Source organism: Staphylococcus sp. GDY8P196P (assembly GCF_017891705.1).
Lineage (GTDB): Bacteria > Bacillota > Bacilli > Staphylococcales > Staphylococcaceae > Staphylococcus > Staphylococcus ureilyticus.
Map to the genome: position 1 here is coordinate 202211 of NZ_JAESJS010000009.1, position 25900 is coordinate 228110.

Consider the following 25900-nt stretch of genomic DNA (forward strand, 5'->3'; position numbering starts at 1 on the left):
AAAAGGAGGTATACCATGGCATATGCGACATTAGCTGGGGGTTGTTTCTGGTGTTTGGTAAAACCGTTCACCTCTTATCCGGGCATTGAAAATGTTGTTTCTGGCTATAGTGGTGGACATGTTGAAAACCCTTCTTATGAAGATGTTAGTCATGGACAAACCGGCCATGTAGAAGCAGTACAAATCACATATAACTCTGAAATTACTTCCTTCGAGAACATTTTAGATGTTTATTTTAAAACATTTGATCCAACTGATAATGGCGGTCAATTTTTTGATAGAGGCGAACATTATCAACCAGCTATTTTTTATCATAATGAAGCACAAAAAAAAGCTGCAGAAGCAAAAATTCAAGAGTTAAATGAGCAGGCAATATTTAATAAACCCGTAATTACACCCATAAAACCATACAAAAACTTTTATCCTGCTGAATCCTATCATCAAGATTACTATAAAAAGAATCCATTGCATTATGAGCAATATCAACGTGGTTCTGGCAGAAAAAGTTTTATAGAAAAACATTGGGGGAAACAATATGATTAAGAAAAATAAAAATGATTTAACAGAAATGGAATACTTGGTAACTCAAGAAGATGGAACAGAGCCTCCTTTCCAAAATGAATATTGGAATCATTTTGAAAAAGGGGTTTATGTTGATAAAATTTCTGGTAAACCTTTATTTACCTCAGAAGAAAAATTTGAATCAGACTGTGGTTGGCCTAGTTTCTCAAAAGCTTTAGATGATGATGAAATCATAGAGCTCGTTGACAAAACATTTGGTATGGTGCGCACAGAAGTACGCTCTGAAGATGCGAACAGCCATTTAGGACATGTTTTCAATGATGGTCCAACTGAAAGTGGCGGTTTAAGATATTGTATTAACTCAGCTGCCGTGCAATTTATACCATTTGAAAAACTGGAAGAATTAGGTTACGGAGATTTAATACCACATTTTGAAAAATAAGGAGCGAACAAGACATGTTTAAAAAATTATTTGGTAAAGGTAAAGAAGTCGACAAAGAAACGAGTGTATATGCACCTATTACTGGAGAATATGTGAAAATAGAAGATATCCCAGATCCAGTGTTTGCGCAAAAAATGATGGGAGAAGGATTTGGAGTAAATCCAACTGATGGTGAAGTTGTTTCTCCAATCAATGGTAAAGTAGATAATATCTTCCCAACAAAACATGCAATTGGTTTACAAGCTGATAATGAACTTGAACTACTTGTTCATATTGGTTTAGATACAGTACAACTTGACGGAGAAGGTTTCGAAGTATTAGTCGAAAGTGGCGATACTGTTAGTGTGGGAGACCCATTATTACGTTTTGATTTAGATTATATAAAAGAAAATGCTAAATCAGTTATTTCTCCAATAATTGTTACAAACTCAGATAACACGTCATCTGTGGCAATTGCCGACGATATAACATCAGTAACTAAAGGTGAAACTAAAATTATTGATGTGACAATGAACTAATGAAAGATCATTCATTTTATCAATTTGCATTAACAGCACGTGGTCGAAAAGACGAAAAAGGCGAATTAGCTGAAGAAATTTTTGATGATTTGTCTTTTCCACGACAGGAAAAAGATTTTCATGCTCTATCAGATTACATTGAAATGCAAGGAAGTTATACCGTTTCAATGTCTGTTTTTGATAGTTTATATGATGAATATACTGAATGGTTAAAATTTTAGTCTTAGTTTATATTTGAGAGAATATAGTAAAGTATATTAAAATAATAAAGTATCATAGAGAGCTGGGATTAATCTTTAATGATTCAATCCCAGCTACTTTTATTTTCAAATCAATAAAATTTCGATTTGAATTATACATATATTTAGGAAGTGATAAAATGTCGGAAAGATCAGACATGCAAAATGAAAACCACGAAGAAACTAAAAATAACGATGCTAATAACAAATATTCCACTAAAAATATGAGCTTTAAACGGAAAAATTTCATTTTAACAATCATAAGTATTGTGCTTATAACAGCAGTTTTAACAGTTTTGGCAACCATAGCAGTCATGAACTGGACAAGTGGGTTAGATGGAAAACAAAGAACAGAAATGAAAAAGGTTGAAGATGTCTATAGTATTTTAAATAAGGAATATTATAAAAATACAGATTCAGAAAAAATATCGGAATCTGCAATTAAGGGAATGGTAAAAGATTTAGATGATCCATATTCGGAATATATGACTAAAAAAGAATCTAAATCGTTTAACGAGGATGTCTCAGGTGATTTTGTGGGTATTGGTGCAGAAATGCAAAAAAAGGGAGATAAAATTCAAATTACAAGCCCTATGAAAAACTCTCCTGCAGAAAAAGCTGGCATTCAACCTAAAGATGTAGTGACTAAGGTGAATGGTAAGTCTATTAAAGGCCAACCACTTGAAGCTATAGTCAAAAAAGTGCGTGGAAAACAAGGTTCAAAAGTTACATTAACAATTGAAAGAGCGAACCAAGAACACGACATCACTATTAAAAGGGATAAAATACATGTTAAGAGTGTTGAATATGAAAAACATGGTAATACTGGTGTGTTTACAATAAATAAATTTCAAAGTAGTACTTCTGGTGAATTAAAATCTTTAATTATTAAAGCTCATAAAGATGGAATTCGAAAAATTGTTCTAGATTTACGTAATAATCCTGGTGGATTGCTTGATGAAGCTGTGAAAATGGTAAATATTTTCGTGGATAAAGGAAAAACCGCAGTTCAACTTGAAAAAGGCGATCAAAAAGAACAAATAAAAACATCAAACGATGCAAGCAAAGAAGCTAAGAATATGGATGTTTCAATTTTAGTGAATAAAGGTTCGGCCAGCGCGTCAGAAGTATTCACTGGTGCTATGATGGATTATAATAAAGCTAAAGTTTACGGTTCAAAAACTTTTGGTAAAGGTATAGTACAAACCACACATGAATTTGATGATGGTTCTCTATTAAAATTTACGAATATGAAATGGTTGACTCCAAAATCTCGTTATATTCATGGGAAAGGCATTAATCCTGATACAAAAATTAATGAACCTGAATATCAATCTTTAAGCGTCATACCTAATACACAGACATACCAGTTGGGTGATGAAGACAAACATGTTAAAACAATTAAAGTGGGTCTATCTGCATTAAACTATCAGTCTAATAATAAATCTAAACGCTTTGATAAGGAATTAGAAGATGCTATTAAATCATTCCAAAAAGATAATAATTTAACAGTTAATGGAAAATTCAACAAACAAACCAATGATAAATTCACACAAGCTTTAGTTAATAAAGCAAATAAAGAAGATACTGTATTACAAACCCTATTAAACAAATTAAAATAAAGAGGTGAACCTCGCATGATAAGATTAGGTACCGTAGAAGATTTACCAACTATTTTAACGATTGTAGAAGAAGCAAAGTCAATAATGCAACAAGAAAACAACAACCAATGGGATGAACAATATCCATTAAAATCACATTTCAAAGAAGATATTAGTAAAGATTCATTGTTTGTTTTAGAAGAAAAAGATACAATTTTTGCCTTTATAGTTGTCGACCAGCAACAATCTGAGTGGTATGATGAACTGGCATGGCCAATTGATAGAAAAAATGCATACGTTATTCATAGATTGGCAGCCTCATCAGAATATAAAGGTGCTGCTACAAAATTATTTGATTTTGCTGTTAACCTTGCTTTACGAGATAATGTACATGTAATGTTAACTGACACTTTTGCATTGAATAAACGTGCTCAAGGATTATTCCAAAAATTTGGCTTTATCAAATTAGGTGAAGTAAATATTGATTATCCTCCTTTCGATAAAGGAGAACCATTCTATGCCTATTATAAAAAATTAGAAGAATAGAGGTAATAATATGACAAAAATCGCATTTACTGGTGGCGGTACTGTTGGACATGTTTCTGTTAATCTAAGTTTGATTCCAACAGCTTTAGAAGAAGGACATGAAGCATTTTATATCGGCTCCAAAAATGGTATGGAACGAGAAATGATTGAATCCCAATTACCAGAAATCCCATATCATAAAATTTCAAGCGGTAAATTAAGACGATACATCTCTTTTGAAAATATTAAAGATATTTTTAAAGTATTAAAAGGTATCTTCGATTCAAGACGCATATTAAAAAAAGAAAAACCTGACCTATTATTCTCAAAAGGTGGTTTTGTATCTGTGCCTGTAGTTATCGCTGCTAAATCCCTAAAAATTCCAACTATTATACATGAATCTGATTTAACACCCGGACTAGCAAATAAAATTGCTTTAAAGTTTGCTAAAAAGATTTATACAACCTTTGAGGATACATTACAATACCTGCCGAGTGAAAAAGCGGATTTTGTAGGTGCTACAGTGCGGGAAGATTTAAAAAGTGGTGATAAAAATAGAGGCTATCAGTTAACAGAATTTAAAGATAATAAAAAGGTTTTATTAATCATGGGTGGTAGCCTTGGAAGTAAAAAGTTAAATGATATTATTAGAGATAATTTAGACGCATTATTAAATAATTATCAAGTGATTCATTTAACTGGTAAAGGATTGCTGGATCAATCCTTGACAAATAAAGAAGGATACGTTCAGTTTGAATTTGTTAAAGACGATTTAACTGATTTATTAGCGATAACAGACACAGTTATTAGTCGTGCTGGCTCAAACGCTATATATGAATTCTTGGCATTAAGAATTCCAATGCTCTTAATTCCATTAGGCCTTGACCAATCTAGAGGAGATCAAATTGACAATGCGAAAAATTTTGAATCTAAAGGTTTTGGAAGAACAATTCCTGAAGACACTTTAACCGAGGATAAACTCATCGATCAGTTAAAAGATATCGAAACTCACCGTGAATCTATTATAACTCAGATGCAAACATACAAAGAAAGTTTTACACGCCAAGATTTATTTCATAAAATTATTAAAGATGCAAATAACTAATAATAGGGAGGATACGCAATGAGTCGTTGGAAAAGAATAAGTCTACTCATTATTTTTACATTAATTTTTGGCATTATTGCATCCTTCCATGAATCAAGATTAGGGAAATGGATAGACAATGAAGTTTATGAATTCATATATTCTTCTGAAAGTTTTATAACTACTACATTTTTCTTAGGAGTAACTAAAATCGGGGAAGTATGGGCAATGGTTTGTTTATCATTATTACTTATCGCCTATTTAATGCTTAAAAAATTAAATATAGAGGCACTTTTCTTTGCAATAGCAATGAGTTTATCAAGTACTTTAAACCCATTATTAAAAAACGTATTTGACAGAGAACGACCTACACTATTACGTCTCATAGATATCTCTGGTTTTAGTTTTCCAAGTGGACACGCAATGGGGTCAGCCGCTTTCTTTGGCAGTACCATTTACATTGCTAATCGTGTCTTGAAAGGTAAAACAAAAGGAATTATGATAGGTCTTTCAGCACTATTTATTATTTTAATTTCATCATCAAGAGTATATCTTGGTGTTCATTATCCAACTGATATCATTGCTGGTATCATTGGTGGTGCTTTTTGTGTCGTATTATCAACATTAATATTAAGACACAAATTAAAAATTTAAAAAATAACGAAATAGAACAAATGGCAATTTCTATATAAAATAGAAATTGCCATTTTTTAAATTCATCTGAGATACTTATATCTCAAACTTAATTTAATTGTGTCAAAAATTATTATAAAAACCGATTTCATAATGCAAACCGGTTTCTATATATACGTTGATTTACAACGTTAGTCTTTTACGGGCATATAAAAGGGGATATTTACGAAAATGATCAATTCTACTAAAACAAATATGTGTGGGGGGAATGTCTATGTAGTATTGATAATCATTTTCAATTACATTATACAACACTGAGAATAATTGTCAATTAGATTTCGAATATTTTCTTATTTTTTATTTCAACATCGTTATACTTATTTATATTCAATATCTTATTTTATTTTTAATACCCTGTTACTTTCTATAAACTGTTATTTCATATATTATATATTTTGAGGTGTAAGCAATGACAAAAATTTTAATTGTTGAAGATGAACAAAATCTTGCACGTTTCATCGAGTTAGAATTAGAGCACGAAAACTATGCAGTAGATATTGAATATGATGGCAAACCTGGGTTAGAAAAAGCTTTAACAGATGATTACGATTTGATTTTGTTAGATTTGATGCTACCTAATATTAATGGTTTAGAAATTTGTAGACAAGTCAGACAAAATAAATCCACTCCTATAATTATTATCACAGCAAAAAGTGACACTTACGATAAAGTAGCTGGATTAGATTATGGGGCAGATGATTATATAGTAAAACCCTTTGATATTGAAGAATTATTAGCAAGAATAAGAGCAATGTTACGTAGACAGCCACAAAAGAACATCATCGACATGCAAGGCATTATTATAGATAGAGATGGCTTTAAAGTAACTGTAGATGGTAATTCTTTAGATTTGACGAAAACAGAATATGATTTATTGACCTTATTAGCTGAAAATCGTAATCATGTATTACAGCGAGAACAAATTATCGCAGATGTGTGGGGTTATGATTCAGAAGTTGAAACTAACGTTGTTGATGTATACATCCGCTATTTAAGAAATAAGCTTAAACCATATAATAAAGATAAAATCATAGAAACTGTACGTGGCGTGGGATATGTGGTTAGAAAATGAAACAGCGTAAATTAAAAACCAAGTGGATGATTATCACAACAACGATTACATTTTCAACCATATTTATATTTAGTTTAATTATCATATTCTTTCTAAGTAACGCATTACGTCACAACGAACTAAGCGAAGCTGAAAGAAGTTCATCGGATATCATTCAACTTTTCGAATCTAAACAATTAAACGATATTACACCATTAGACTTAAATGCTTCGTTAGGTAATTTTCAAAAAGTGATTCTTTATAATAAAAATGGTGAAAAACAAATAGAGACTTCAAATGACAACGATATCGTTTATTCACCTAATTTCAAACCTAAAGAAATTGATACGGCTTTAATAAAAAAATACCATAACAACGATTATTTAATTATTACAAACCGGATTAATACGCACCATTTTAAAGGATATAGCGTAATCATTCATTCTTTAGAGAATTATAATGCACTCGTCAATTCATTGTATTTTATTGCACTCATATTTGGAGTGATTGCTACTTTTATAACTGCAATGGTAAGTTATTTCTTCTCTGCACAAATTACAAAACCATTAATCTTAATGTCTAATAAAATGCAGCAAATTCGTCGTGATGGTTTCCAAGAAAAAGTGGACTTAGTTACTAATTATGAAGAAACAGATAATTTAATTGTCACTTTTAATGAAATGATGTTCCAATTAGAAGAATCGTTTAACCAACAGCGTCAATTTGTTGAAGATGCTTCACATGAGCTACGAACTCCATTACAAATTATTCAGGGTCACTTAAATTTGATACAGCGGTGGGGCAAAAAAGATGCAGCAATTCTTGAAGAGTCACTCGACATATCCTTAGAAGAAATGACTAGAATTACAAAATTAGTTGAAGAATTATTATTGTTAACAAAAGATAACAACAATAGTAAAGAAAATGAAACCGAAAGTGTAGAAATTAATCAAGAGATTACATCCAGAATTAAATCACTAAAACAACTTCATCAAGATTATGTTTTTGAATTTGTACCTTATCAAAAACCGCTTAATATAAAAATAGACCGTTATCAATTTGAACAAGTACTAATTATCTTCATTGATAACGCCATGAAATATGATCAAGTTAATAAATATATTCAAATTCAAACAAATCTAAGGAACAAACAAATATCAATTGAAATCACTGACCATGGTGTAGGTATTCCAAAAGAGGATATAGATTTTATTTTTGACAGATTCTATAGAGTTGATAAATCTCGTTCCAGAAAGTTAGGCGGCAATGGTTTAGGTTTGTCGATAGCTAAAAAAATCATTGAATTAAATCATGGGACAATTCATGTAGAAAGTGAAGTAGGAAAATACACGACATTTAAAATCACATTTTGATTATTAACAGGTTACTCATTCAAGTAAAAATATGTTACGCTATAAAATGAAAATACAATTAGCAGAGCCAAATAAAATCAGGTTCTGCTTTTTTCATATAACTAGTTATTGATACTTTAATTTGCGTTTATTTAATGCTATTATTGATTTGTAAGCGTTTTAACTATTTTGTGGAGGGTGTAATATGAGCAACGAAAGTCAGATTACCCAGGCACCTGTAAATTTCGGGGCAAATCTTGGATACATTTTAGATCTATATGATTTATATTTGAATGATCCAGCTTCAGTCCCTGAAGATTTACAAGTCCTATTTAGTACAATCAAAAACGGTGAAGCAAACATCACAACAAATACAGCTGATGGTCAACAAAATACGACTAAAGCTGATAGCACGATTAAACGTGTTATGCGTCTCATAGATAACATACGTCAATATGGGCATTTATTGGCAGATATTTATCCAGTTAACAAACCTGAAAGAGAAAATGTTCCAAAATTAAATATTGAAGATTTTAATTTGGATAAAGAAACACTAGAGTCAATTTCAGCAGGTATTGTATCTGAACACTTTAAAGATATTTACGATAATGCTTATGAAGCTATTGTTCGTATGGAAAAACGTTATAAAGGACCTATTGCATTTGAATATACACATATCAATAACAATAGGGAACGTGTATGGTTAAAACGTAGAATAGAAACACCATACAAAGCAACATTAAACGATAATCAAAAGATTGAATTATTTAAAAACTTAGCACATGTAGAAGGCTTCGAAAAATATTTACACAAAAACTTTGTGGGCGCAAAACGTTTCTCAATAGAAGGTGTAGACACACTAGTGCCAATGTTACAACAAACATTAAGACTTGCTAGTGACGAAGGCATTCAAAATATACAAATAGGTATGGCCCACCGTGGTAGATTAAATGTACTTACACATGTGTTAGAAAAACCATATCAAATGATGATTTCTGAATTCATGCACACTGATCCAATGAAATTCCTACCAAAAGATGGTAGTTTAGAATTAACTTCAGGTTGGTCAGGAGATGTAAAATACCATCTCGGTGGTGTAAAAACTACAAATTCTTATGGCAGTGAGCAGCGCATTTCCCTTGCGAATAATCCAAGTCATCTTGAAATCGTTGCGCCGGTTGTATTAGGTAAAACACGTGCAAATCAAGATGATACCGACAAACCTGGAAAAGTTCATACTGATTTCCATAAATCTATGCCGATATTGATTCATGGTGATGCTGCTTACCCAGGACAAGGTATTAACTTCGAAGCTATGAATTTAGAAAATTTAGACGGCTATTCAACAGGTGGTACACTCCATATTATCACTAATAATAGAATTGGCTTTACAACTGAGCCAGAAGATGGTCGTTCTACAACGTATTCATCTGATGTTGCAAAAGGCTACGATGTACCTATCATGCATGTTAATGCAGATAATGTTGAAGCAACTATTGAAGCAATTGAAATTGCTATGGCGTTTAGAAAAGAATTCCATAAAGATGTTGTCATTGATTTGGTTGGTTATCGTAGATATGGGCACAATGAGATGGATGAACCATCCATTACCAATCCGTTACCATACCATAATATTCGAAAACATGACCCTGTTGATGTACTTTATGGTCATCAATTAGTTCAAGATAATATTATTTCTGAAGATCAAATGAATCAAATCTTTGATGAAGTTCAAAAAGAACTCCGTGCCGCTCATGATGAAATAGATAAAAACGACAAGATGGATAATCCAGATATGCAAAAACCAGATAGTCTTGCCGAACCACTCCAAAGTGTCGATGTGGATGTAAGTTATGAACAACTTAAAGAAATTAATGATGCAATGCTATCATATCCATCTAACTTTAATGTTCTTAAAAAATTAAATAAAGTCTTAGAGAAAAGAAGAGAGCCTTTTGAGAGCGAAGATGGATTAGTTGATTGGGCTCAAGCAGAACAATTAGCATTCGCAACAATCACTCAAAAAGGTACGCCTATTCGCTTAACTGGACAAGATAGTGAACGTGGTACATTCAGTCACCGTCACGCCGTACTCCATGACCCTGATTCAGGTGAAGAATATATCCCACTTCACAATGTTCCAGGACAAAAAGCAACTTTTGAAGTGCGTAACTCGCCACTATCAGAAGCAGCGGTTGTTGGTTTTGAATATGGTTATAATGTGCAAAATAAAGATTGTATGACAATTTGGGAAGCCCAATATGGAGACTTTTCTAATATGGCTCAAATGATATTCGATAACTTCTTATTTAGTGCTAGAGCTAAATGGGGTGAACGTTCAGGTTTAACACTATTCTTACCTCATTCATTTGAAGGTCAAGGGCCTGAACATTCATCTGCACGTTTAGAAAGATTCTTACAATTAGCTGGGGAAAATAACAGTACAGTAGTAAACTTATCAAGCTCAAGTAACTACTTCCATTTACTGAGAGCTCAAGCTGCTAGCTTAGGTACACAATCAATGAGACCACTAGTAGTAATGTCTCCTAAGAGTCTCTTACGTAATAAAACAGTTGCTGACCCAATTGATAAATTTACATCTGGAAAATTCGAACCAATTTTACCAGAAGAACATGATAAAGAAGCTGTTAAAAAAGTAATTCTAGCGTCAGGTAAAATGTTTATTGATTTAAAAGAATATTTAGCAAAAAATCCAAATAATTCAATTTTACTAGTTGCCGTGGAAAGATTATATCCATTCCCAGCTGAAGAAATTGAAACATTACTAAATGAATTACCTCATTTAGAAAATGTAGCTTGGGTACAAGAAGAACCTAAGAACCAAGGCGCTTGGTCATTTGTTTATCCATATCTGAAAGAATTAACTACAGATAAATACGATTTAAGCTATCATGGCCGTATTCAACGTTCAGCTCCTGCTGAAGGTGATGGAGAAATACACAAACTTGTTCAAAATATGATAATCGAACAAAGCACAAAATTTAACTAGGGGGAAGTTAAGCATGCCAGAGGTAAAAGTTCCAGAATTAGCAGAATCCATTACAGAAGGTACCATTGCAGAATGGTTAAAACAAGTCGGTGATAGTGTAGATAAAGGTGAAGCTATCCTTGAATTAGAAACAGATAAAGTAAACGTCGAAGTAGTTTCTGAAGAAGCTGGTGTATTGCAAGAATTACTTGCAAATGAAGGTGATACGGTAGAAGTTGGCCAATCTATCGCTGTTGTAGGCGAAGGAAGTGGCAATAATAATTCAGAAGCACCTAAACAAGATAATTCTGAATCACAAGCAGCTGATAGTAACGAAAAATCAGAGCAACCAAAATCAGAAGCTCAAAATGATAATGAAAGTACTGCTGACGATTCACAAAATAAAGGACAACGTGTTAATGCGACACCATCTGCACGTAAATATGCACGTGAAAAAGGCATTGACTTATCCGAAGTAGCAACGCAATCAAATGATGTTGTTAGAAAAGAACATGTTGATCAATCACAAAATAATAAGAATGAACAAGCTGCACAATCATCATCAAAAGAAGAACCTAAAAAACAAGCAGCTCCACAAAACCCAACAAAACCAGTTATCAGAGAAAAAATGTCTCGTCGTAAGAAAACAGCTTCCAAAAAGTTATTAGAAGTATCTAATAATACAGCAATGCTAACAACATTTAATGAAGTTGATATGACAAATGTGATGAACTTACGTAAACGTAAAAAAGAACAATTCATTAAAGATCATGATGGTACAAAACTAGGTTTCATGTCATTCTTTACAAAAGCATCAGTAGCAGCATTGAAAAAGTACCCTGAAGTAAACGCTGAAATTGATGGTGAAGACATGATTACGAAACAATACTATGACATCGGGGTTGCCGTATCTACAGATGACGGATTACTCGTACCATTTGTAAGAGATTGTGATAAGAAAAACTTTGCCGAAATTGAAGATGAAATAGCTAATTTAGCTATCAAAGCGCGTGATAAAAAATTAGGTTTAGATGATATGGTAAATGGCTCATTTACTATTACCAATGGTGGTATCTTTGGTTCAATGATGTCTACACCAATTATTAATGGTAGCCAAGCTGCGATTCTAGGTATGCATTCTATTATTACACGTCCGATTGCTATCGACGCAGACACAATTGAAAACCGTCCGATGATGTACATTGCATTAAGTTATGATCATAGAATCATCGATGGTAAAGAAGCAGTAGGTTTCTTAAAAACTATTAAAGAATTAATTGAAAATCCAGAAGATTTACTATTAGAATCTTAATCCACAACACAAAATAGTTTACTAACCTTAATACAACGGCGTTCAGCGTCGTTGTATTTTTATGTGCTTATTTCATTTTTAATAACATTCAAATGCCCGCTCTAGCATTATTTTACTATTGAAAGTCATTGTGATTATTTGAATATAAAATAAAAAGCACCTAAATTATTTAAGTGCTTTTGTATTATATGAAAGATATTATTACTAATAATAAAGCACAAGCTAAGCAGATGTAGCCTGTAACTTTAAAATTTTGCTTAAAAAATACATAACTTAAAATGAAAATAGATAGAGTTAGACTTAAGATGGATAGTAGAACAGATACATGAATGATATTAAAACTTATGAAAATATGAAAAACAAATAACATTGTAGCTATTATTAATAATATTATTTCAAGTGGTTTTAAATCTTTCATTTGAGGATTGACCAAAATATTGTCCTCCCTGAATTTATCTAATTAAGCATATCCTTATCATCAAACATGAAAAGCTGTAAAAATATTCATTTCAATCTATTGATATTATTACATATTAATAATGAATAGTCATATGTAAGTACACAGGTTCATCATGTTGGTTTAAATATTGGTGAAATATATTTCCATTGAATTTAATAGCTTCATTTTTATGAATAACAAAGGTTTCTCCATCTAATATAAGTGTTAAGGTACCTTCATAGACTGTGATATATTCCATTGTATTTGATCCATGGGGCGACCCGTCCATTTGCCCTTCAACTCCAATAACAACCATATAGCTTTCAAACTTCTTTTCAATATCAAACTTAAATAGAGGATATGCTTTATATTTATTATCTTCTGAAATTAAGGGTTGTATTTCATTCAAACTAACTTTCTGTATAATATTGCTATTTTCTTGTGTTAATTCTGTGAATGATACTTTTAAACCATTTGCTATCTTCCATAATGTTGTGATAGATGGAATGGATATCTTACGTTCTATTTGTCCCAACATTGTTTTACTTACACCTGTGACATCAGATAATTGTTCCAATGAATAACCACTTTGTTTTCTATATAATTTTAAATTTTCAGCTATAATGTCGTTAATTTCTCTCATCAATTTAAGCACCTCTATTTACAATATAACGTATAAACCATATACTTTAAAGACCAAACATTATAACGTAAATTTGGACGTTATAATGTTTTGATACGTGGGGGAGATTAAAATGTTAATAATATCTATGCTTATATATGCTGTTGTTGCAAGCTTTACACCCGGTCCTAATAATATAATGGCTTTGTTTTTTTCACAAAATTTAAATTTTAAAAGCAGCTTGCGATTTTCAATTGGTGTTGGATTTGGTTTTCTTTTGTTGTTACTAATATCCAGTATATTTAATACAACTTTGCATGCCGCTTTTCCTAAAATTGAATTTTTGATGAAAATATTTGCATTTATATATTTACTTTATTTAGCTTTAAAGATTTCTATGAGTTCTATTTATGGGACAAAGCAAACTTTTAGTCACAAGCTCAGTGGTTTAAAATCTGGTGTAATGCTACAATTCATTAATCCTAAAGGAATTATTTATGCTTTAACAGTAATTTCTACTTTTATCACACCTTTTTCTACGGATTGGCAAAAACAATTACCCTTTATTATCTTACTGGCTATTATCGGTTTTTTAGGTACTTTGAGTTGGGGTGTTTTAGGTTCTTTATTTAAATCATTTATATCAACACATGAACGTATATTTAATTTTGTCATGGCTGGTCTATTAGTTTATGTTGCTATAAATATTTTAATACACTAGTTATGAAATGATTGTTATTTAATGATTATCATATTGTTGTGAAAATTCGCGCGGACTACAACCATATGAGGTTTTAAATCTTCTGTAAAAATTCGAATAATCACTAAAACCACAATGAGTTGCTACTTGTTGTGGATTTTCTCCATTTTTTAATAACCTTTGAGCATTTTGCAAACGCAGATTTAATAAATAACGATATGGTGGATAGCCAACTAGTTTTGTAAATTGTTGCGTGATTTTATGTCGACTTACAAAAAATTTATTTTCAAGTTGCTCTAATGATATTTCCTGACTGTAATGTAATTCCATATAGTCTAATACCTGTCTAACTAAGTGACTAGATGGGTCATCACTATAATCAACGATACCTTCATTTTCTATTGCTACTCTATTAAGTATGATTAAAAACTGTGTCAGTAAAGATTTAGCAGCTAAATCTTTACCAAAAGCTTGATTATCTTGTTCATTAATTAAACCTTGTAACAAATAATATAATTCTCTTTTTTGATATTCCGATAACTGCAATAGATATTTAAATTTAGATGAATATTTATCAAAACACACGCTTAGATCACAATTTTCTACAGAAAGTTCATTTATTATTTCAGCATCAAATCGTAAGCCGATACGCTCTGCGTGACCATCCTTTTGTTCATCCAAACGATGGAATTCGTATGGTGGAATAATGAGCATTGAGCCAACCTCTAAATTAAAAGATTGTCCTTCTATGGTATAAAGCAAATTTCCAGATAATGAAAAAAATATTTCATAATGATCATGATAATGTAATTCATTTCCAAAATGACCGTCACTTATTTTATGCCATGCGGCGTATTGACCATCAAAGGGTAATGAAATTGTATCAAATTGTTGGGTAAATGTTTCTCTATCTTTCATGAAAATATCCCTCCTGCTCAAAAAACATACTTTTTTCCATGATTTACAATGTTGTTATTTTTCCCTCAAATTATAATTATATTATAACACTAAAATATAAATATTTTTGAAAGGAAGAATGAATATGACATCAACTCAAATTGGCGTTCAAATGATGATGCTCAAACAAAAAGTACAAGAAGAAGGATTATATAACGTACTGAAGAAAGTCAGTGATTTAGGTTATAATGCGGTCGAAATTTCTCAAATCGACATGAACCCACAGAATATTGAAGCAATGCAACAAGCGATTAATGATTTTGGAATGAATATTGCAGCAATGTCCTGTGGTGTAGAGCATATATCTGCCAAACAAAAATATCCTGGAGATACATTAGAAGATGATTTCGATAAAATTGTAGCTGATTGTAAAGCTGTGAACTGTTCTATCTTGAGAATAGGGATGTTACCAATTAACTATATGGGGTCCAAAGAAAGCACCTTACAATTTGCTGAAATTTGTGAAACTTATGCCAAAAGACTTAAAGAAGAAGGCATTGATTTATACTATCATGCCCATAATTTAGAATTTGTTCAATACAATGGACAATTTATGCTTGATTTAATGAGAGATCATACAAATCATTTAGGTTTCGAACTAGATATCCATTGGATTTGGAGAGCAGGACTTAATCCAATAGATGTCATTCCAAAATATGCAAATCGTATTCGTGCTATACATTTAAAAGACTATCGAGTAGGTGAAATAGATATGTCACAATACCCTGGCGAAGGACATGAAAAATTATATTATATGTTACATATGATTACTCAATTTGCTGAATTAGGAAAAGGCACTTTACCGCTTAAGGATATTATTGAAATTGGACGTGAAAGTGGCAGTGAATATTTCTTCGTTGAACAAGACGAGCTATACGGCGAAGATCCATATAATTGTTTAACAATTAGCCGGGACCACTTATATGATCTGGGTTATAAATCTTGGTTTTAATGTTTACTCTAAAATAAATATTCTGTGCTTATTTACATTTAATTAAGTAAGCGCTATCAAAATGATAAGGATGTAGATACGATGTTTAAAAATATTGAGATCTCTGGATTTTCTGATGAAATCGCTTCAGATTTTCAAACACAGTTAAAAACGGTAAATGAGCTAGGCATGAGCTATATTTCCTTACGTGGAATCGATGATAAAAATATTGGTGATTACTCAGTAGAAATGATTAAGAAAGATGTAATTCCTCGCTTAAAGCAATGGAATATCGGAGTATCATCTATAGGTTCACCAATTGGCAAAATTTATATAGATGATGAAGCAGCGTTTGAAAGACAATTAGTAATGCTCAAATCATTATGTGAAATAAGTCAATTGCTCAATTGTCAGTATATTAGAATATTTAGTTTTTATATTCCTAAAAAAGACAATTTTGATGATTATAAAAATGTAGTGATTTCAAAATTAAAGGAATTTGCAAAAATAGCTGAGCAATACAATATTGTACTGTTACATGAAAATGAAAAAGATATTTTTGGTGATATTGCTCGTCGATGTAAACTTATTCTTGATGAAGTAAACTCTCCAAATTTCAAGGCGATATTTGATTTTGCGAACTTTGTCCAATGTGGAGAAGATACACAGGACTGTTACGACTTACTTTCAGATGACATAGCGTATATCCATATTAAAGATGCAGTATACAAAGATAATGTTAATGTGCTATGTGGTACAGGTGATGGTCAGATTGAAAGTATCTTAGTACAATTTTTTGAATCAGGTTATCAAGGATTCTTAACACTTGAACCTCATCTTGTCGTTTTTGATGCTATTAAAGACTTAGAATTAGAACATTCAACTGAAACAATTCAAAATTCTGCTGCAAAAGATGGTGCAGAAGGATATAAAATGCAATATGAAGCACTTTTGAAAATATTATCGAATATAAACAATAAGGAGAATACACAATGAAAAAAATTCGTTTAGGCATTATTGGTTTGGGCGCTCAAGGTAGTACGTATGCTGAATTTATTAAAGCTGGTAAAATTCCACAAATTGAAATTGGAGCGATTTGCGACATCAATACTGAAAAGAAAAATGAAGTAAAAAATCATTATCCTAATGTACCATTTTATAATGACTATATCGCTATGCTAGAAAGTGGGGATGTTGATGCAATTGTTACAACCGTTCCTCATTATCTGCATACTGATATAGGTAAAGAAGCCTTAAAACGGGATATTCACGCTTTACTTGAAAAGCCGGCTGATATTTATGCTGAAAAAGTGAAAGAAATAAGTGAATTAGCAGCATCCAAACCACATTTAACATTTGCGATATTCTTTAATCAACGCACAAATCCACTTTATCAAAAAGTAAAATCTCTTATTGATGACGGTGTAATTGGAAATATTCGTCGTACGAATTGGATCATCACGACTTGGTGGCGTCCTCAAGCATACTATGATCAAAGTTCATGGAGAGCTACATGGTCAGAAGAAGGCGGCGGTGTTTTAGTAAACCAAGCGCCACACCAAATAGATCTATTACAGTGGCTATGTGGGATGCCAAAATCTGTGTTTTCAAATATTAAATATGGCTATCAGCGTGATTTAGCGGTTGATGATGATGTAACAACCATTCTAGATTATGGCAATGGTGCGACAGGTGTATTCATTACATGTACCCACGATATTATCGGTACTGATCGTTTAGAAATCACAGGTGATAATGGCAAAATATTAGTTGAAGATAGTAAGACAATCACATTGACACGTCTAAAAGAATCAGAAACACAAATGAATCGAAATATGTCTTGGGAAGAAGCAGCTAAAATCTTTAAAGGCAACGGATTAGAAAATATTTATGATCAGCAAACATTTGAATTTGAAAGTGTATGGGGTGAGCAACATATAAATGTATTAGAAAATTTTGCCGCTAATATCATTGACGGGACACCTTTAATTGCGCCTGGAAATGACGGCATAAATGGCGTGAATTTAGTAAATGCAATCTATTTATCTAGTTGGACAGGTAAAGAAGTAACAGTTCCAGTAAATCCCTCAGAATTTAAAGATGCATTAAAGCAACAAATTCAAAACGAAGCACATTAAAAATGTTTAAAATCGGAGCTGGTAATATGTTGAAAATTGGAATTATAGGACTAGGTGATATTTCAGCAATACATCTCAATACGATAGAGGCAAATTCCAATGTAGCATTAGTAGCTGCATGTGATATTGATAACGCCATGCAAACTAAAGTACCCAATGCTCAATTTTTTACAAATTTTGAAAATATGTTAAAAGAAGTGGATCTAGATTGTGTACATATTTGTTTGCCTCATCATTTACATGTATCTGCGACAACTGCCTGTGTAGAAAGAGGTATACATGTTTTGCAAGAAAAACCTTTATCAATTAATACTAAAGAAGGATTAAAATTAATACAATTAGAGCAAAAATATCCAGATACTAAAATATGTGTTTGCTTTCAAAATAGATTTAATGAAACATTTCAAACTTTAAAACAGATAGTACAAAGCAAAAAGTTTGGTGAAATCATTGGTATAAAAGGTATCGTTACTTGGTTCAGACCTGAATCATATTATACTGATAAACCATGGCGTGGAAAATTAGATACTGCTGGAGGTGGTGTATTAATCAACCAAGCCATACACACCTTGGATTTAATGCAATTACTTTGTGGCCCTGTTGATACAATTAAAGGCAATGTATCACAATTGTTAGATTATCATATTGAAGTCGAAGATACCGCTTCTGCACATATTAAATTTAAAAATGGGGCGAATGGAATGTTTTTTGCCACTAACGCTAATTTTGGCAATTCAAGTATCGAACTTCAAGTCATTTTTGAAAATGAAAAATTCACAATTAAAGATAATATACTTACACGTGTTAATAAAGAAGGATACAAAATTCATATTATTGAAGATAAAAAATTGCCAGGTACAAAATCATATTATGGACCAAGTCATGGGACACTCATAAATCAATTCTACGATTCCATTTATAATCACACTAAAAACTATATACATGTTAAAGATGCATTACCATCAATAGCAATCATAGATGCAATACAAAAATCTTCACAAACAAATGAGACAATTCATTTTACGAGTATTTAGCAAACAAATGAAATTTTGGTATTTTAATTTATTGTGGAACATAATCATAGCGATTAAAAGTAAACTCATTCAAGTTAATTAATGAACTGGTCAGAAATCCTTTTTATATCGATTTCTGTCCATTTTTATTATTCTTAGCTTTATTGTAAATAGTAATTTTATAAACTATAATGATAATAACCAAAATAAGGAGTAATCATGATGACCACAAATAAAATTATTTTAGATTTAGCGATTACATTGGATGGATATATAGAAGGGCCGAATGGAGAAGTTGATTGGTGCATCATGGACGAAGAAATGAACTTTAATCATTTTCTAGAACAAATTGATACTATTATATATGGTAGGAAAAGTTATGATTTATGGGGAGAATTTATGCCAAATTTAAAGGATGATCAATTTGGAGATAAAATGATGTGGGACCAAATTCATAGCAAGCAGAAATTTGTGTTTACTAACCAAAATTATAATGATAAAGCGCATACAAAGTTTATTAACGGTGATGATATCAGTAGCAAGGTTTTGAAAATCAAAAAACATAGCAACAAAGACATTTGGCTCTATGGCGGCTCAAATATTATCACAACTTTTATAAATCTTAACCTTATTGACGAATATAGACTTTCAATCCACCCAGTCATTTTAGGATCTGGAAAACCTCTTTTTGAACACAATCAAAATCGCGTCAACATCTCATTATGTAATACAGATGTTTATAAAAGTGGTGTAGTGCAAATGATTTATCAAAAAATAGATTAAACATATAAGCAAAAATATCTTATTTTTGCATAAACAACTTTAAATGGGAAGTGGGCTTTATCTTATTTGCATTAAAATTAACAAAATGTCAATTTCTATAATTTTTCAATAGAAATTGACATTTATATTATTTCACCAATAATATTAAAATCTTTGGCTAATTTAAAGCGCGTTATTTTAAGCAATAAATACAAAAAGCTCAATAATCGCTAAAATTAAAAACACTAGAAAAACAATGCCATAAATATTATTTTTCTTAATACTTTCTTTGCTTGCTTTTTGCTGTTTTGCTTTATTATTTATATTGGAAAAGAAAGTAATACCTGAATAAACTGCAATCAGTACTGTGACACCAAATAAAATCCATGTACCAAACATATATATAACCTCCTTAAATAACTAAAATAAATATTTTCATACATATAAAATAATTATTCCTATTATATACCTATATTAATACATTTCTGCTAATCCTCCAATGTTTAAAATTTACAATTTTGTAAATACAATCACAATCAGATACTTCATCATACAAATAACATGTAAAATAAGTTATAATGTATTGAAAGAATATGAATAGAGGGGTTAATATAATGAATGGTCTTAGAAGTGTTACTACAGGGACAAATGATTTAAGTAAAACCAAAGAGTTATTCTCCAGCATACTTGGATTAAATGTGGCAGATAAAGGACAAGCTTTACGTTTTGGTGATGCTGAATTAAATTCAGGTACACGTATACATTTTGTAGAAGTACCAAACTATATTAACAATAACAACCATATTGAAAATATCGGTTTAAGAGTTCCAAGTGATGAAGGACTTGAAGAATATCAATCAATTTTAGAACAGCATCAAATTGCTTTCGGTGCGCCTACTGATTTAAACGGTCATAAATATTTCAATTTCCAAGATCAAAATGGGCAGACATTTAATATTTATTCCAATGAACATAATTCTGGTACACCACTCGGTATACCAACCTTCGAAAGTAATGTAAACCCGCTGCATCAAATTCAAGGCCTAGGTCCTGTTATCTTAAAAGTTAACGATATAGTACTTACACAATCTATTTTAACTAGGGTGTTTGGCCTAGAACATTTTGCAGAATATACTCCTAACGACCATGCTAATTTTAAAATACAAGTTTTTCGTATTGGTGATGGTGGTTTAGGCGGCGAGCTGCATGTTCACGCATCAGACGAAGAAATTTTAATGCCGGAACATGGTATATTAGAACAAATTGAATTTGGAATAGAATCTAAATCACAATTCCAAAAGACTATTGAAGAACTTGAATCCATTGGAATCCCTTATCAAACATTAGATCAAGAAGGCGAAAGATCACTAAGAATCACTGAAAAAAGTGGTATTACATTCATTTTAACCTTAGAAACTTCATAATAAAAAAGAGAGGATTTTTAGCTATGCTACATGAAACTTGGAAAGATCATACACCCATTAAAAAAGTAGAAGTTACACATACAGATGCACAAAAATTCACAGTGTCTGACATGTTAACTGTAGGACAACAATATGATGTAATAAATGAAACTGAAGAATATTATCAAATCATCGACAACTCTGGACTTGTCGGTGGCTACTTTAAAACCTATTTTAAAGAGGTATAATTTACAATATGAAACATGTGAAATAGAAAACGTGTAATATTAAATATAACTTAAATTAATAAGACTAGGGCTATATAATTTCAAACATTATCCAAGCCCCAGTCTATTTTTAATGATATGAATTTTATAAATTATTTTATTTTTAAAGGAGCAAGGAACAATGACGAATTCGCAATATATTAACAAAGATGAAACTGTGTTTGATGATGCAACATCAATGATGGCATTGAATAAAAATATTTTATTAAAAGGACCAACGGGCTCTGGAAAAACAAAGCTAGCTGAGACTTTGAGCGAAACAATAGATCGTCCAATGCACCAGGTCAATTGTTCAGTAGATTTAGACGCTGAAAGTTTATTAGGTTTTAAAACGATACAGACAAATGAAAATGGCACACAAGAGATTGTATTTATTGATGGACCAGTTATCAAAGCAATGAAAGAAGGCCATATACTTTATATCGACGAAATCAACATGGCAAAACCAGAAACTTTACCCATTTTAAATGGCGTATTAGATTACCGTAGAAAATTAACAAATCCGTTCACTGGTGAAATTATCAATGCTGCCCCTGGATTTAATGTAATCGCTGCAATAAACGAAGGATATATTGGTACATTGCCAATGAACGAAGCACTTAAAAACCGGTTTGTCGTTATTCAAGTAGATTATATTGATGGCGATATTTTAAGTGATGTAATTAAAAATCAAAGCCAATTGTCAGATGATAAAACAATACAAAAAATCATTAATTTTAATGAAGATTTACGAACAATGACCAAACAAGGCCAAATTTCTGAAGAAGCAGCGAGTATACGTGCTTTAATTGATTTAAGTGATTTGGCTACCGTGATGCCTATAGAGCGTGCCATTAAACGTACAATTATCGATAAACTAGAAGACGAACGTGAACAGCAAGCCATATTAAATGCAGTAGAATTAAACTTTTAGTGAGGGATATTTATGAGCGATCGTTTTATATTATTTAATGACGAACAGCTAGATGCAAAGCAAGTAATGATGTTGCAAGATTTGGCTCGATTATTACTAAAAAATGAACAAACACAAGTTAAAATTCAAAAATTCCCATATTACGATCCAATCAATAATATGTTAATAACGAGTGCTTTTTGGTCACATAGAAGAAATGACATTGAAACAACGGGGCTCAAGACTGATGTCATGCTTGCTGCTTACGGCTACAAATTGATGGATGAAACAGTTGTCAACGAAGTTATTCATAATAATACGTTTAAGCATCCAAAATTTTTCCAACAACTTTTTAAATTATTAGAAGATAAAAGAGTATTAAACGAAATAGTTAAACAACGGCCGTCTACTAAAGATGCCATTCACATGCGCAATGAAATTAGATTAAGTTATACTAGTACTCAAATCAATGTATATAAAACCAAAAAGACGTTTACAGATTTACTCTTTTTATATTTGGAATCATCGTTTTTAAGTGAGAACTTTTACGACATACCCCAAATTGGTCCACAAATTGATGATATTCTGACAAATATGTATCAATATTTGCCTAATTTTTTCTATAATGATTCGTCCGAGGATAATATGTACTTAGCTGAACGGATTATGTTCCAAATTGATGATATCTTAAATGAAGATATGTTAAATGAATATTATCATTTACCTAAAAAAGTATATGAAGCCATTCACGAACTCAAATTTGAAGATATAAAACGAACGGATGCAAGTAATACTGATAAATCTTCAAACAATGATCATGACGAAGAAAGTGTTAGTGAAGATATAGAATCTAATCATCAAGATAGTGCTTCACAAGGTGGAGCATATTTAGAAATGGAACTACATGAAGGTGAAAATAGTGAGGTTGTTGGTGATAATGACACTGCTAGAGAAGGCGACAGCGGCGATGATATGACAGATATGCAAACTAAAAAAGGTAAAGGATCTACGAATCAAGTAGAAAGTGAAGAAGGTGGGGCAGTAGGCAATCATTCTGCTTTTGCATTAAAAGGGATAAACGCAAACGTAGACGTTAAATGGAACATACCTGAAATACTACCTAAATATCATAATGAATATCATGATGTTGAAAAAGAAGTCCAATTTGAAACAAAAGACTTGATACAAATTATCAAAAAAACAATAGATAGAGAATACCAAGATGAGCGTCGAAATCTAACAAAAGGACGATTACAAAAAAATCTATTAAATTGGTTTATTGATGATCAATATAAATTATTTTATAAAAAACAAGATTTAAGTCAATCATTTGATGCAACCTTTACTTTATTAGTTGATGCTTCAGCAAGTATGCAAGATAAAATGTCTGAAACAATTAAAGGTGTCGTTTTATTTCATGAAACGTTAAAATCTTTAAACGTAAAACATGAGATACTAGCATTTAATGAAGATGCCTTTGATGCTGATGATACAAAACAACCTAATATTATTGATGAAATTATTGCTTATGATCAATCAACTATAAAACGAGAAGGACCTAGAATCATGGCATTACAACCACAAGATGATAATAGAGACGGTGTTGCGATAAGAATTGGCAGCGAACGCTTAATGCGTAGAGCGCATAATCAACGTTTTCTAATTGTGTTTTCTGACGGTGAGCCATCAGCTTATAATTATAGTCAAGATGGTATTCTTGATACTTATGAAGCTGTGGAAACAGCTCGTAAATTGGGTATTGAAGTTTTTAATGTATTTTTAAGTCAAGATCCAATTACAGAAGATATTGAAGAAACAATTCATAACATTTATGGCAACTATGCAATTTTCGTAGAAGGTGTAGAAAATCTACCAAGCCATCTTGCACCATTACTTAAAAAATTATTATTAAAATCTTTTTAGTACGTAATTTATTTATAAAATCACACATAAATTGAAATATTCAGAAATTTATATAGACGCATTCTTATAAATCGTGATAGAATAGTAAATATTATTTTATAGGCAAGAAGGAGAACGATTTATGAATAAAAATACATGGATTATAGGATTCACGCTGTTTGCTATGTTTTTCGGAGCCGGCAATCTTATATTTCCACCAAATTTAGGTTTAGATAGCGGTCAATTCTTTTGGCCTTCCATATTAGCATTTGCTTTAACTGGTATAGGATTGCCCTTATTAGGGGTAATCGTTGGTGCTTTAGATAAACAAGGTTATATTGGTTCTTTAAATAAAATTTCACCAAAATTTTCTGTGATATTCTTAATTGTCATATATTTAACAATTGGACCTCTTTTTGCAATACCACGTACTGCATCTACGTCATTTGAAATGACAATTACGCCAATTGCCCATACAAATAGTAGCTTAGCATTGTTTATATTTACAATCATTTACTTTTTAGTAGTTTTATATTTATGTATTAATCCAAATAAAATGGTAGATCGCATTGGGTCATTGTTAACACCATTATTATTAATTACTATTTTAGCGATGATTATCAAAGGGTTTGTTGATTATGGTGGTAATACACATAGTCAGGCAGCCGAAGCTTTTACTTCTAATTTTGCAGGTTTTTCACAAGGATTTACGAATGGTTATTTGACAATGGATGCGATTGCTGCCATTGCTTTTTCAATGATTGTGGTTAACGCGGTAAAAGCAACTGGCATCACGCACGCCAACAAAATTTTCAGACAAACACTATTAGCTGGAATTATTGCTGCAGTAGCACTTATGTTTATTTATATTTCCTTAGGATTTATTGGTAACCATATGGCTGTCCCGCAAGAGAAAGTTGCCAGTTTAATTGCTAACGATCAAAATATTGGTACATATTTACTAACGACAATGGCAAGCGCTGGATTTGGTGCTTTTGGAAAGTACTTGTTAGGTATCATCGTAGCTCTTGCTTGTTTAACAACTGCTTGTGGATTGATCGTATCTGTTTCAGAGTATTTTAATAGAATATTCCCAAGAATTTCATATAAAACTTACGTTATCATCTTCACGTTAGTGAGTTTTATTTTAGCAAATCAAGGATTAAACTCAGTGATTACAATGTCAGTTCCTGTTTTAAGTATTGTATATCCAGTAGCGATTACTTCGGTACTTTTAATATTACTAGCACGTTTTATTCCAACAAAACCAATTGCACAGCAAATTCCTGTAGCAGTAGTTTCTATTATTTCAATCCTTAGTGTGATTCACACACAAGGTTGGTTCAAGTTAAGTCTTATTGATAACTTACCACTGAAAGATTATTCATTAGAATGGTTCCCAATAGCAGTGATCACTACAATTATTGGTTATATTGTAGCACCGTTATTTAAGAAACAGAAAACTATCGTTTATGAAAAAGAATAATAAAATCAAATAACTCGTAGGGTATAAACATCCCTCATTT

The 25900-nt window shown here is 31.5% G+C and carries 26 protein-coding genes; 23 read left to right on the plus strand and 3 right to left on the minus strand.

Annotated elements, in window-relative coordinates; translation table 11 throughout:
* The first annotated feature begins 15 nt into the window (after positions 1-15).
* The 12 genes from msrA (at position 16) to sucB (ending at position 12328) form a co-directional block, all read left to right on the plus strand.
* Positions 16-543: a peptide-methionine (S)-S-oxide reductase MsrA gene (gene msrA / locus KA814_RS05485; protein WP_046208263.1), complete on the plus strand. Its 528-nt coding sequence runs from the start codon at positions 16-18 to the stop codon at positions 541-543.
* Entirely contained in the window at positions 536-964 is a 429-nt protein-coding gene (gene msrB / locus KA814_RS05490) for a peptide-methionine (R)-S-oxide reductase MsrB (protein WP_046208264.1), read from the plus strand. The genes msrA and msrB overlap by 8 nt, the downstream gene beginning before the upstream one ends.
* A gap of 14 nt (positions 965-978) precedes the next feature.
* Positions 979-1482: a PTS sugar transporter subunit IIA gene (locus tag KA814_RS05495; RefSeq protein WP_046208265.1), complete on the plus strand. Its 504-nt coding sequence runs from the start codon at positions 979-981 to the stop codon at positions 1480-1482.
* Positions 1482-1703, plus strand: a complete 222-nt coding sequence (locus tag KA814_RS05500; RefSeq protein WP_046208266.1) for a YozE family protein — start codon at positions 1482-1484, stop codon at positions 1701-1703. The genes KA814_RS05495 and KA814_RS05500 overlap by 1 nt, the downstream gene beginning before the upstream one ends.
* Positions 1704-1861: 158 nt before the next feature.
* Positions 1862-3343, plus strand: coding sequence for a S41 family peptidase (locus KA814_RS05505; protein WP_064208957.1), 1482 nt, complete (start codon positions 1862-1864; stop codon positions 3341-3343).
* A 15-nt stretch (positions 3344-3358) separates the two neighbouring features.
* Positions 3359-3868, plus strand: coding sequence for a GNAT family N-acetyltransferase (locus tag KA814_RS05510; protein ID WP_064208958.1), 510 nt, complete (start codon positions 3359-3361; stop codon positions 3866-3868).
* A 10-nt stretch (positions 3869-3878) separates the two neighbouring features.
* Entirely contained in the window at positions 3879-4952 is a 1074-nt protein-coding gene (locus KA814_RS05515) for an undecaprenyldiphospho-muramoylpentapeptide beta-N-acetylglucosaminyltransferase (protein WP_046208269.1), read from the plus strand.
* An 18-nt stretch (positions 4953-4970) separates the two neighbouring features.
* Positions 4971-5585 (plus strand): phosphatase PAP2 family protein, encoded by a 615-nt coding sequence (locus KA814_RS05520; protein ID WP_046208270.1) that lies wholly within the window; start codon positions 4971-4973, stop codon positions 5583-5585.
* Positions 5586-6033: 448 nt separating this feature from the next.
* Positions 6034-6696, plus strand: coding sequence for a response regulator transcription factor (locus KA814_RS05525; RefSeq protein WP_064208959.1), 663 nt, complete (start codon positions 6034-6036; stop codon positions 6694-6696).
* The gene (locus KA814_RS05530) at positions 6693-8048 is read left to right on the plus strand and encodes a HAMP domain-containing sensor histidine kinase (protein WP_046208272.1); all 1356 of its coding nucleotides are present in this window, start codon (positions 6693-6695) and stop codon (positions 8046-8048) included. Before KA814_RS05525 ends, KA814_RS05530 begins: the two co-directional genes overlap by 4 nt.
* 184 nt (positions 8049-8232) lie before the next feature.
* Positions 8233-11037, plus strand: a complete 2805-nt coding sequence (locus KA814_RS05535) for a 2-oxoglutarate dehydrogenase E1 component (protein WP_210122690.1) — start codon at positions 8233-8235, stop codon at positions 11035-11037.
* A gap of 13 nt (positions 11038-11050) precedes the next feature.
* Positions 11051-12328 carry a dihydrolipoyllysine-residue succinyltransferase gene (gene sucB, locus KA814_RS05540; protein WP_046208274.1) on the plus strand — a complete coding sequence of 426 codons (1278 nt, stop codon included), beginning with the start codon at positions 11051-11053 and terminating at the stop codon, positions 12326-12328.
* A 533-nt stretch (positions 12329-12861) separates the two neighbouring features.
* Here sucB and KA814_RS05545 read toward each other — a convergent pair.
* Positions 12862-13410 carry a helix-turn-helix domain-containing protein gene (locus KA814_RS05545; protein WP_064208960.1) on the minus strand — a complete coding sequence of 183 codons (549 nt, stop codon included), beginning with the start codon at positions 13408-13410 and terminating at the stop codon, positions 12862-12864.
* A 112-nt stretch (positions 13411-13522) separates the two neighbouring features.
* Between KA814_RS05545 and KA814_RS05550 the strand changes: the two genes are divergently transcribed.
* The gene (locus KA814_RS05550; protein ID WP_064208961.1) at positions 13523-14110 is read left to right on the plus strand and encodes a LysE family translocator; all 588 of its coding nucleotides are present in this window, start codon (positions 13523-13525) and stop codon (positions 14108-14110) included.
* 18 nt (positions 14111-14128) lie between these two features.
* On the opposite strand, the gene KA814_RS05555 is transcribed toward KA814_RS05550, so the two are convergent.
* Positions 14129-15007 carry an AraC family transcriptional regulator gene (locus KA814_RS05555; RefSeq protein ID WP_046208278.1) on the minus strand — a complete coding sequence of 293 codons (879 nt, stop codon included), beginning with the start codon at positions 15005-15007 and terminating at the stop codon, positions 14129-14131.
* 124 nt (positions 15008-15131) lie between these two features.
* On the opposite strand from KA814_RS05555, the gene KA814_RS05560 reads away from it, so the two are divergent.
* The 5 genes from KA814_RS05560 (at position 15132) to KA814_RS05580 (ending at position 19911) form a co-directional block, all read left to right on the plus strand.
* Positions 15132-15998: a sugar phosphate isomerase/epimerase family protein gene (locus tag KA814_RS05560; RefSeq protein WP_064208962.1), complete on the plus strand. Its 867-nt coding sequence runs from the start codon at positions 15132-15134 to the stop codon at positions 15996-15998.
* Between the two features lie 81 nt (positions 15999-16079).
* Positions 16080-16973 carry a sugar phosphate isomerase/epimerase family protein gene (locus KA814_RS05565; RefSeq protein WP_046208280.1) on the plus strand — a complete coding sequence of 298 codons (894 nt, stop codon included), beginning with the start codon at positions 16080-16082 and terminating at the stop codon, positions 16971-16973.
* Positions 16970-18115, plus strand: a complete 1146-nt coding sequence (locus tag KA814_RS05570; protein WP_046208281.1) for a Gfo/Idh/MocA family protein — start codon at positions 16970-16972, stop codon at positions 18113-18115. Before KA814_RS05565 ends, KA814_RS05570 begins: the two co-directional genes overlap by 4 nt.
* Positions 18116-18141: 26 nt before the next feature.
* Entirely contained in the window at positions 18142-19149 is a 1008-nt protein-coding gene (locus KA814_RS05575; RefSeq protein WP_064208963.1) for a Gfo/Idh/MocA family protein, read from the plus strand.
* Positions 19150-19347: 198 nt separating this feature from the next.
* On the plus strand, positions 19348-19911 hold the full coding sequence (locus KA814_RS05580; protein ID WP_064208964.1) for a dihydrofolate reductase family protein: 564 nt from the start codon (positions 19348-19350) through the stop codon (positions 19909-19911).
* Between the two features lie 177 nt (positions 19912-20088).
* Here KA814_RS05580 and KA814_RS05585 read toward each other — a convergent pair whose 3' ends face one another.
* Positions 20089-20289, minus strand: a complete 201-nt coding sequence (locus KA814_RS05585; RefSeq protein WP_046208283.1) for a hypothetical protein — start codon at positions 20287-20289, stop codon at positions 20089-20091.
* 215 nt (positions 20290-20504) lie between these two features.
* Here KA814_RS05585 and KA814_RS05590 point away from each other — a divergent pair, with 215 nt between their 5' ends.
* The 5 genes from KA814_RS05590 to brnQ3 all read left to right on the plus strand — a co-directional run bounded on the left by KA814_RS05590 (position 20505) and on the right by brnQ3 (position 25860).
* Complete coding sequence (locus KA814_RS05590) at positions 20505-21314, plus strand: VOC family protein (protein ID WP_046208284.1); 810 nt, start codon at positions 20505-20507, stop codon at positions 21312-21314.
* 23 nt (positions 21315-21337) lie between these two features.
* Entirely contained in the window at positions 21338-21541 is a 204-nt protein-coding gene (locus KA814_RS05595; protein ID WP_019468793.1) for a DUF6501 family protein, read from the plus strand.
* 160 nt (positions 21542-21701) lie between these two features.
* Entirely contained in the window at positions 21702-22493 is a 792-nt protein-coding gene (locus tag KA814_RS05600; protein ID WP_046208285.1) for an ATP-binding protein, read from the plus strand.
* A gap of 12 nt (positions 22494-22505) precedes the next feature.
* Entirely contained in the window at positions 22506-24395 is a 1890-nt protein-coding gene (locus tag KA814_RS05605; protein WP_064208965.1) for a vWA domain-containing protein, read from the plus strand.
* A 121-nt stretch (positions 24396-24516) separates the two neighbouring features.
* Complete coding sequence (brnQ3, locus tag KA814_RS05610) at positions 24517-25860, plus strand: branched-chain amino acid-like transporter carrier protein BrnQ3 (protein ID WP_046208287.1); 1344 nt, start codon at positions 24517-24519, stop codon at positions 25858-25860.
* The last annotated feature ends 40 nt before the right edge of the window (positions 25861-25900 follow it).

Coding starts and splice junctions, on each gene's coding strand:
- msrA (WP_046208263.1), top strand. CDS start 16: ATGGCATATGCGACATTAGCTGGGGGTTGTTTCTGGTGTTTGGTAAAA.
- msrB (WP_046208264.1), top strand. CDS start 536: ATGATTAAGAAAAATAAAAATGATTTAACAGAAATGGAATACTTGGTA.
- KA814_RS05495 (WP_046208265.1), top strand. CDS start 979: ATGTTTAAAAAATTATTTGGTAAAGGTAAAGAAGTCGACAAAGAAACG.
- KA814_RS05500 (WP_046208266.1), top strand. CDS start 1,482: ATGAAAGATCATTCATTTTATCAATTTGCATTAACAGCACGTGGTCGA.
- KA814_RS05505 (WP_064208957.1), top strand. CDS start 1,862: ATGTCGGAAAGATCAGACATGCAAAATGAAAACCACGAAGAAACTAAA.
- KA814_RS05510 (WP_064208958.1), top strand. CDS start 3,359: ATGATAAGATTAGGTACCGTAGAAGATTTACCAACTATTTTAACGATT.
- KA814_RS05515 (WP_046208269.1), top strand. CDS start 3,879: ATGACAAAAATCGCATTTACTGGTGGCGGTACTGTTGGACATGTTTCT.
- KA814_RS05520 (WP_046208270.1), top strand. CDS start 4,971: ATGAGTCGTTGGAAAAGAATAAGTCTACTCATTATTTTTACATTAATT.
- KA814_RS05525 (WP_064208959.1), top strand. CDS start 6,034: ATGACAAAAATTTTAATTGTTGAAGATGAACAAAATCTTGCACGTTTC.
- KA814_RS05530 (WP_046208272.1), top strand. CDS start 6,693: ATGAAACAGCGTAAATTAAAAACCAAGTGGATGATTATCACAACAACG.
- KA814_RS05535 (WP_210122690.1), top strand. CDS start 8,233: ATGAGCAACGAAAGTCAGATTACCCAGGCACCTGTAAATTTCGGGGCA.
- sucB (WP_046208274.1), top strand. CDS start 11,051: ATGCCAGAGGTAAAAGTTCCAGAATTAGCAGAATCCATTACAGAAGGT.
- KA814_RS05545 (WP_064208960.1), bottom strand. CDS start 13,410: ATGAGAGAAATTAACGACATTATAGCTGAAAATTTAAAATTATATAGA.
- KA814_RS05550 (WP_064208961.1), top strand. CDS start 13,523: ATGTTAATAATATCTATGCTTATATATGCTGTTGTTGCAAGCTTTACA.
- KA814_RS05555 (WP_046208278.1), bottom strand. CDS start 15,007: ATGAAAGATAGAGAAACATTTACCCAACAATTTGATACAATTTCATTA.
- KA814_RS05560 (WP_064208962.1), top strand. CDS start 15,132: ATGACATCAACTCAAATTGGCGTTCAAATGATGATGCTCAAACAAAAA.
- KA814_RS05565 (WP_046208280.1), top strand. CDS start 16,080: ATGTTTAAAAATATTGAGATCTCTGGATTTTCTGATGAAATCGCTTCA.
- KA814_RS05570 (WP_046208281.1), top strand. CDS start 16,970: ATGAAAAAAATTCGTTTAGGCATTATTGGTTTGGGCGCTCAAGGTAGT.
- KA814_RS05575 (WP_064208963.1), top strand. CDS start 18,142: ATGTTGAAAATTGGAATTATAGGACTAGGTGATATTTCAGCAATACAT.
- KA814_RS05580 (WP_064208964.1), top strand. CDS start 19,348: ATGATGACCACAAATAAAATTATTTTAGATTTAGCGATTACATTGGAT.
- KA814_RS05585 (WP_046208283.1), bottom strand. CDS start 20,289: ATGTTTGGTACATGGATTTTATTTGGTGTCACAGTACTGATTGCAGTT.
- KA814_RS05590 (WP_046208284.1), top strand. CDS start 20,505: ATGAATGGTCTTAGAAGTGTTACTACAGGGACAAATGATTTAAGTAAA.
- KA814_RS05595 (WP_019468793.1), top strand. CDS start 21,338: ATGCTACATGAAACTTGGAAAGATCATACACCCATTAAAAAAGTAGAA.
- KA814_RS05600 (WP_046208285.1), top strand. CDS start 21,702: ATGACGAATTCGCAATATATTAACAAAGATGAAACTGTGTTTGATGAT.
- KA814_RS05605 (WP_064208965.1), top strand. CDS start 22,506: ATGAGCGATCGTTTTATATTATTTAATGACGAACAGCTAGATGCAAAG.
- brnQ3 (WP_046208287.1), top strand. CDS start 24,517: ATGAATAAAAATACATGGATTATAGGATTCACGCTGTTTGCTATGTTT.